The organism is Chitiniphilus shinanonensis DSM 23277 (assembly GCF_000374805.1).
Lineage (GTDB): Bacteria > Pseudomonadota > Gammaproteobacteria > Burkholderiales > Chitinibacteraceae > Chitiniphilus > Chitiniphilus shinanonensis.
In genome coordinates this window covers 58,500-66,512 of sequence record NZ_KB895356.1, presented here as the reverse complement: position 1 = coordinate 66,512, position 8,013 = coordinate 58,500, and the positions used below count along the sequence as shown (strand labels likewise).

Below are 8,013 nucleotides of genomic sequence, written 5' to 3'. Positions count from 1 at the left end.
AATCGGTCATGTTCGCAGGCCGAGGATGCCATCTTGAAACGTTGCAGCCTGCCATCCGGTGTTTCAATCAGGACGGCATGAAACTGCTTGGCTATATCGATTGCCACCCAGGTTTGTGGGCGCGCAGTATTGATCTGGTCAACCATCTCGGCATCCTCCATCTGTTCAGGTCGCAACTGAAGGATGCGGAGCCTGACGATGGTTGACCACTATTCTGCAGGTACTACGGCAGCGAATTCACGGATCGGCTGTTCAACAAGCAAAAGCAGGCCAGTGGCGAGCATGAGTTCGACCGGCTGTGTGCCGCGTTGGGCATCGAGCACCGGTTGACCAGGCCGCGCCATCCGCAAACCAACGGGATGGTGGAGCGCTTCAACGGCCGGATCAGCGAGGTGCTGGCCACGCACCGCTTCAACAGCGGTGAAGACTTGGCACAAACGCTGACCCGCTACGTCTGGCTCTACAACCAGCACCTGCCCCAGCTGGCCCTGCAGCACCGGACGCCCCTTCAAGCGATGAAGGATTGGCAGAAACAGAAGCCCGAGCTATTCAAGAAACGGGTAATCAATCGAGCGGGACTGGACAATTAGCCACTGTTGCGAGGCATCAATAGCAGCTCCGCGACACCCTCAGCGTGGTGGTAACTTAACCCTACGCGCCGCGCCGATTCTGGCTCAGCTTGGCCTCCCTCTCGACTTCTAGGCTCGGAGCTTTGAAGTAGGGGTAATCAAACCCGACCCGAGAATCTATGCCTATGTCTGCAGCAGCTGGGCTGTGCCCCTGAAGAAGTACTTTTGTGGGTAATTCGGTCGATGCAGATTTGGCTGAGGCCACGTGGACTGGGATACAAGCCCGGTTAATCGATCGAGATAAACTCAAGGCGCTGCAAATGGTGGCGAGAGGTCCGGAAGCTTCTGGACTTGACAGCCAAAGGTTACGCATCTATCTCTTTGCTAGGTTAGGTATGCAACATCCTCTTTCTCGAGTCATCTATCTGAGATAAATTAATGTTACCAAAAATACAGGGCATGCTTGTTTATATTGGTTCAACTGAGCTAAGGCGAAAAATATTTGGTTGTTCGGTATTGCTTGGTTTGGTGTTATTATCTAGGGTGTTGCCAATTATCCCTGCGGCAGTAGTTGGCTTATTGCTGATTTGGTCTTGCGTTTTGCACGTTAAACGATTGTTTCGTGTATTAGAGTTTCCGAAATTAAGGTCGCATGTTCGTCGAATCAGGAGGATTAGAAAAGCGTTTCAAGTGGGGGCGACGGCAAAATTCCTATATGGGTTGACCTCCTTGCTTTGTCTTGTTTTTGTTGCGGCAACAATCTTTTTTTCGGGAAGCAACTTTGCAATTAATCTTGTTTTTTATCCGATGACGATGGTGTTTTTTTCGGCTGTCGTAGTCGATTCATGGCAAAGGCTGAGTTATTTGTACCAATATGAATGGTTCGTTTCAATTGCAAAATGGGCTAGGTGGGGTGTTGGCGCTGCTGCTGCTTTTATTTCCTTCGCAGCATCGAAACAGATAACACATTCGCTTGTTCATGTGGATCCAAAATTTTTCCCTGATTTTTCCAACGTCCTCAGTGTGGCCCTCTATCCAGTAATATTGCTATCAGTTGTGGCCTTATTACTTGGGTTTCTTGCCCTATTTCAAATGATTTTTTTATTATTTCTTTTGGTTTTTCAGGTCGTTGTAAGATCAGTCGCTGGAAGTGTACCTGGCGCTGTAAATGCAAGCTTTGCAAGCTTGTTTTGGAGGCTTGTTATAGGGAAGAAGAAAAAGACTGATATTGTTGATGATTTTTGGGGGGCTGTTTATATTTTTTCCCGGCCCATTGGAACATTTGCGATAAGTGTCTTGATATTTCAGTTGCTTGGTTTGACCCCTGTTGTGTATTCATCAATTCCGAATGTGCACCTAAACAGTGCTCTTGTTTTGCTTGAGTTTAGAGTCGGTCATTCATGCAAGGGCATATCGTCAAATACGCCTTTGGCATATTTGGATCGTGGAAACGTGTTAGTTCAGGAAGGGCGCGGAAGCAGTATTAAGTATGTGGTAAAGGCATGTGTTTATAATTAACTGCCTTTGCGATAAAACCCCATCAAATTTTTCGGCCTTTAATTCATGGCTGGTACTTCTTCTCAACTCCTTGGGCCACACGGCCATCATCGGCTGGGGCCACAATCACGTATGAAAAATTACGCGTCGTGTTTTGCGTGCAATGAAAAATTATGTGTCGTTGTTGGGGGAGGGTTGATGTCGTTTGTTCTCGTAAGGTGTTGATTTTTCATTTACGACGCATAATTTTTCACCCGACGACACACAATTTTTCGTTGTGCGTCCAACAAGAAGCCCCGCTTGTGCGGGGCTTCTTGTTGGAAAAATTCGACGAATAAAACATTGAACCAACACTGCGCCACGAGTTGGTTAAGTGCTCCTATTCATCAGAGCTAAACCGCAGTGTTGACGATCATCCAGAACTGACCCACTTCTGGCCCCAACTATGCGCAAACCCCATCCCGCTCCGTTTCCTACCCGGCAGACGCTAGCATTGCGAGCTTCTCGAAAAACCTCGCACTTGCATCATCCGTAAAATTCGTTACAACTTCGGCACCCTTTCTCTGTGCCTCAACCAGATTGCCTTGAACTGCTAAAAAATAGGCACGATGCATTACGAGCGTCCTCGCAGACAAGGCCACTCCTTCTCTCTCCCGAGCCTCCAGGCGGTTCAACGCGTCTTGCATGGCAGGCAGGCTACGGAAGCTCAGACCAATGTCGAACTTCGCAAGTACCGGGTAGACAATGTTGGGGAACGCCGCAATAGCGTCGTCGGCGAGGTCGAGAGCTCGGCGGTCATGCTCGCACCGGGCAGTCATGAGTGCCCGCCCAATCATTGCCATCTGACGAGCCTGATCGCTGCCTACGGCTTCCAGCTCGGAGCAAAGCCCCTCAAGCTGGGCGACATGTTGTTCTGGGTTACTGCCTAGCACCAGAGCTCGGAAGTACGCTTGGATGTGGAACTGGTTTGTCCGGTTCTCCTCATAGTTCTTTTTTGCTAGCACTCGCGCTTCATCGAACTGCTCCATCTGCAGGAGAACTTCAACGAGCTCCCGTTTAGCCCGATCACCAACAAACGCTGCGTCCAAAACCTTCTTGAGATGTTCAATGGCGTCACGTTGCCGGCCGACCAAGCGATAGTAGTAACCAAGAATGAAGTGATGTTCATTTCCGTGAATGCGCTGCACCTCGCTCAAAACACGGCGATCTCTCAGTCGGGCGAGCACCAGACAAAGGTAGTAACGCGCATCCTGAACAATCTGAGGGTCGAGGTTTCGCTCTTTTTCCAGTAAGAGGTCTGCCAAATGAACTGCGCGCTTTAAATTCCCACGATCATAGTAAAGATCTTTGATGGCACGCAGTATGTGCGAAGGAATCATAAACCTAGGTTCGAGGGGCTGCCCGCTGGATAAAGCATTCTTTACCACGAATGCCACTCGGGATGAGTCGTAGCTGTCCCAGTTTCCGCGACGAAGATCTTCTTCAATTGCGGATTTTACAGAGTCTTGAAGCTCGGGTGCCAAGCGAAGGTTATTACGTTTTACGTAATCGCGGACTGAATCTACCAACCTTACGAACTCTCCCTCTGCTCCGACCAGCTCACACACGTGCTCCGAGAGAAGGGTGCCGATGATGGCGAGAAGCCCTGCCTCGTTGAATACTTGGCATAGGAACTCAATGCTGAATACTTCCGATTGTGCAAGGAGTCGAATTACGTTGAGCGTGGCTTCATTCCCCTCGAAGGGAGCCAACAACATCAACGCCTTCTCGCCATTAAACTCTACGATCTCATTGGATCTATCCAGCGCGCCGTTGATGCCGAATCGTGTGATTAGGTCCACGGCAAAAAAAACCTCATCGGGGAATCCGTGAAGGAGGTCTGCAAACGTTTCAAAGTCCTCTTTCCTCAGCACAATTTCCTCAATTTCAAGAAGGCGAGCAAAAAGGCGTTTGCGTTCAGACGTATCCAGTTCACTTAGCGAACACGAAAAAACTGTGGACGACAGATCCCGAGCAGGGCCAGGATTAAGGGACCAGCGCGACGCAACAAACATTAAAGGTTTGCCAACTAGACTAGGGTGGTTGACGATGGATGCGAACCAAGGTGCCAATGTTCGTTCGAAGGTTATGAGGCTTCCTTCATCAATCAAGATTAATCGTTCTTTGAATGATGCCAGCTCCTGAAGCAATCTCACCGAGATTGCCACCTTTTCATCGAGATTTAGCTCAGTCAAATTCAAATCGGCATAACTCTCAGCAGCTATGCCAAGATCCATAAGTCGGAGGATAAAGTCTTCGATGCTCGCGTTGCGGTCGAAAGGCAGAATAGGAAAATCCTTGTCTGGCCCCGTAAGTGCCAGCTTCCGCAATACGCTCAAAATGAGCGCGCGGCGCCCTATCGAAGAGGGACCGCCAACGATTGACAGCACGGGTTTAGATCGGCTGTAGTCATCGAAGCGGCGTTCGAACGCTTCAATCTGCGAATTGCGGCCCACAAAAGCATTAGCGCGCTCTTTTAGCTTGGGATGTTTTGCCCAGCTCGCTTGTCGCAATTTCTGCTGTATGCGGCGCGCAGCGATAACGGGCCTGGTGACTAACTTGAGATTGTAGTTTTCCCGAAGCCATTTTGGTATGCGTGGATCATCGTGAGCTACGCTTCGGTCTATCAGTATGGGATATATAAATTTGAGCGACCCACTCTTCAATCGAACTGCCGCTCCATCTACCTCTTGTTGCACCCATCCTGAGTCAAGAGCTTTGTTGGAAATGAATAGACAGAACACAGCACTTTCATCCAAGCCCCTAATGATCTCACTGAGAGTTTGTTCACCGGCCTCAAACGTGAGCTCGTCATAAACGACATCTTCTGCCGCGAGGCGCGCGGCCACTATGCCAACGTAGCTTACTTTGTCGGCGCTGGAGTGCGATAGAAAGGCCTTCATCAATGATCCTTCGGAGTTTTGCGGGAGTTTCCGGCTAGGCCCGCCCGTTGCAGTCAGTGCATAAGAATAGACTACTATTGGTACATTTGGTGGGGCGCAGATTACTTGGCCCCGGCAAGTGCTCCATGGAGTCGATGACTGCTTCGCGCGTGACAACGGTCACGGCAGCCAGGAGACATAAACAGCTGCTTTGGCCGAATTGCAGACAAATGTTGCCGATCAGGTCGCCAGTAGCCTGCGCAAAAGTCATAAGCGATGTGATCACGTGTGATCAGAACAGGTGGTCATATCCGCCAGAATCTGCAGTGTAGTCGACTGAGGTGCCTGCAGTTTTTCACCTTCCAACCTGCCGTCCTCAAGCCGCCATTTTCTGAGCATCCTGCCCAGCCAGCCAGCCCTGCATGAACTGAGCCGGTGAGCGATAGCCCAGTGTGGAGTGGCGGCGGCTCCGGTTATAGAACACCGCAATGTACTGGAACACATCAGCCTTGGCCGTCTCGCGCGTGGCGTAACGGGTGCCGTGTACCGGCTCGTTCTTCAGGCTGTTGAAGAAGCTTTCGGTCGGCGCATTGTCCCAGCAATTACCCTTGCGGCTCATCGACTGCACCATGCCCTCGGCCGCCAGCCTTTGTCGGAAGGCGTAACTGGCGTACTGGCTGCCCCGGTCGGAGTGGAACAGTACCCCGGTTGCAGGCTTGCGCCGGAAGGTCGCCATCGTCAGCGCGTTCAGTACCAGGTCGGTCGTCATGTGTGCTTGCAGCGACCAGCCGATCACCTCGCGGTTGAACAGGTCGAGCACCACGGCCAGGTAGAGCCAGCCTTCGTCGGTTCGCAGATAGGTGATGTCCCCCCGTCCAGACCTGGTTCGGTGCGCTCGGCATGAACTGGCGGGCCAACCGGTTCTCGGCAATCGGGTGGTCATGCGCCGAGTTGGTGGTGGCCTTGTAGCGACGCTTGTGGCGACCATGCAGACCCTGTTCGCGCATCAGCCGCTCGACTCGGCGCAAGCCGATCCGATGGCCGCGACCTTGCAACTCCTGATGCACCCGCCGGGCGCCATAGGCTTGCCGGCTCTCGGCGTGGATGGTGTGGATCAGCGTCAGTGCCTGGCCGTCGTCAGGACGCTGCCGATTCGGGCTGCCGCCACGCTGGTGCGCCCGATAGCCACTGAGGCTGACGTTCAATACCCGGCACAGCTCGGGCAGCGGGTAGTGGGCACGTTGGGCATGAATCCAGGCGTACTTCACAGGACTTCCTTGGCGAAGTACGCCGCTGCCTTTTTTAGGATGTCGCACTCCATCTTGAGCCGGGCGACTTCGGCCCGCAGACGCGACATCTCCATCTGCTCGGCCGTGATCTTCGGCGCGCCAGGCGGGTTGAGCTTGCCGGCCTTCGCGGCCTTGGCCCAGTTACGCAGCGTTTGCTCAACCAGCCCCAACTCCGTGGCGACACGGCTGATACTGCCGACCTCACCGATCCGCTTCACCGCCTGCTCCTTGAACTCGGCGGTGTACTCCTGCTTCGGGATTCTCTTCATCTTGCTTCCTTCCGTTTCGTCGATCCTACGACGTCATGGTTGGAAGGCGAAATTCGGCAGGCACCTCAGACTAACCCGCAGGAGCGGGGGAGCTCGAAGAAGCGCGGAAGACCTGCGTTTATTGCAACTGTATGCGTGAGTGAAAAATTATGCGTCGTGTTTCGCCCGCAGTGAAAAATTATGTGTCGCTATTTTGGATAGGCCGATGTCGCTTTATCCTATAAGCCATTGATTTTGCCATTGATGAGATGAAAAATTATCTGTCGTCCGATGCTGGTCGTCGGGCGACAGATAATTTTTCATTTGCGACGCATAATTTTTCACCCGACGACACACAATTTTTCATTGTGTTGCCAACAAGAAGCCCCGCACATGCGGGGCTTCTTGTTATGGGGGAAATATTTGGACTACTTCCAAACCTGATCAAGCGCCAGTGCTGATGCGAGCTTTTCGCGCAGTGCGTACCGTGGGGACTGCATATTGATCTCGCTATTTTCCAAACGCGGTATAGGAGAGATCGCTGTGGCTGGCCCCTTGAATCGAATCATGTATTTACCCGTGTCGTTATACGGAACAATAGTTTCGACCTCGGCAATGTGAGTAATGGCGGCAACAGGAGCAACCTGATAAGCGGCGATAAACTTCAGTTTTGAGATGTGCTTCGCATTGATCCGAACCGCAAACCAGCAGTTTTCGTTCAAGAAACGTTGTTTGAATCCTTCCTCACGAGCAGGGACAACAATGGTGTCGAACTTATCGCTTTCTGCCCCAACCGATTGTACTTGATCGAGTGGATCTTCTTGCTTCGGTGGTGTGAACGCGTTGATCCCAAGCATTGGCAAGATCAACAGCATGTCCGCTAGAAAAGCCTGTGCTGTAGCCTTTGCAGCAGGAGCCATCGTTGGCAAGGTAGGGTTGTTCTTGTTTAAAAGAATTGCGCGATCATGCTTCTTGGCCAGCGCCACCAGTGCCGATTCAAGATACTGAACTTCCGTCTTGCCGATTTTGTGGTTTCGGTCAAAGAAGTAAACGCCCCAGACCCATCCTTCCTTGTTCGAGACGTGATTCTTGAGTCGGTCTCCGACAGGATCGGCTTCACCGATATAGATTGTCTCCTCAGCGGCGTTGCCTACAAGAATATAGACACCGGCCTGAGAAAAGCCCGGCTCCTGCTTCAATAGATGAAACAGTTCCTTGTTGAAAACAACGCCGTAGCCCGACCAGTTCGATTTGTCGACATGGCGAATGCCCTCTGGGTCGCCGGTAGTAGCAAAGAGCGTGATTGAAAAAGGTTGCATGATGATCACTAGTCAACTTCACTTCAAAGCGCAGAAATCAATTACTGACGCGCGCCATCGGCTCAGCCAGCACAGCGAGGTAGCGCCAGTTGGGCTAGTCAGAAGCCCGCCAAATATAGAAATATCACTGCTATTCATGCGGTGATTATGGTGACCATTCATCGCACAGG

The 8,013-nt window shown here is 51.8% G+C and carries 3 protein-coding genes and 2 pseudogenes; 2 read left to right on the top strand and 3 right to left on the bottom strand.

The genetic code is table 11. The annotated features are described in order from the left end of the window. Positions 1–227: 227 nt before the first annotated feature. Positions 228–590, top strand: a pseudogene (locus C556_RS20955) (integrase core domain-containing protein); the annotation flags it as partial. A 438-nt stretch (positions 591–1,028) separates the two neighbouring features. Next, positions 1,029–2,087: a hypothetical protein gene (locus C556_RS23255; protein WP_157236243.1), complete on the top strand. Its 1,059-nt coding sequence runs from the start codon at positions 1,029–1,031 to the stop codon at positions 2,085–2,087. A 452-nt stretch (positions 2,088–2,539) separates the two neighbouring features. Here the strand turns inward: C556_RS23255 and C556_RS0117150 are convergent, their stop codons facing one another. The 3 genes and pseudogenes from C556_RS0117150 to C556_RS0117135 all read right to left on the bottom strand — a co-directional run bounded on the left by C556_RS0117150 (position 2,540) and on the right by C556_RS0117135 (position 7,843). Continuing rightward, the gene (locus tag C556_RS0117150; protein WP_018749481.1) at positions 2,540–5,008 is read right to left on the bottom strand and encodes a toll/interleukin-1 receptor domain-containing protein; all 2,469 of its coding nucleotides are present in this window, start codon (positions 5,006–5,008) and stop codon (positions 2,540–2,542) included. Positions 5,009–5,363: 355 nt separating this feature from the next. Continuing rightward, positions 5,364–6,545, bottom strand: a pseudogene (locus C556_RS20950) (IS3 family transposase). Positions 6,546–6,952: 407 nt separating this feature from the next. Beyond that, the gene (locus tag C556_RS0117135) at positions 6,953–7,843 is read right to left on the bottom strand and encodes a GIY-YIG nuclease family protein (protein ID WP_040431472.1); all 891 of its coding nucleotides are present in this window, start codon (positions 7,841–7,843) and stop codon (positions 6,953–6,955) included. Positions 7,844–8,013: the final 170 nt, after the last annotated feature.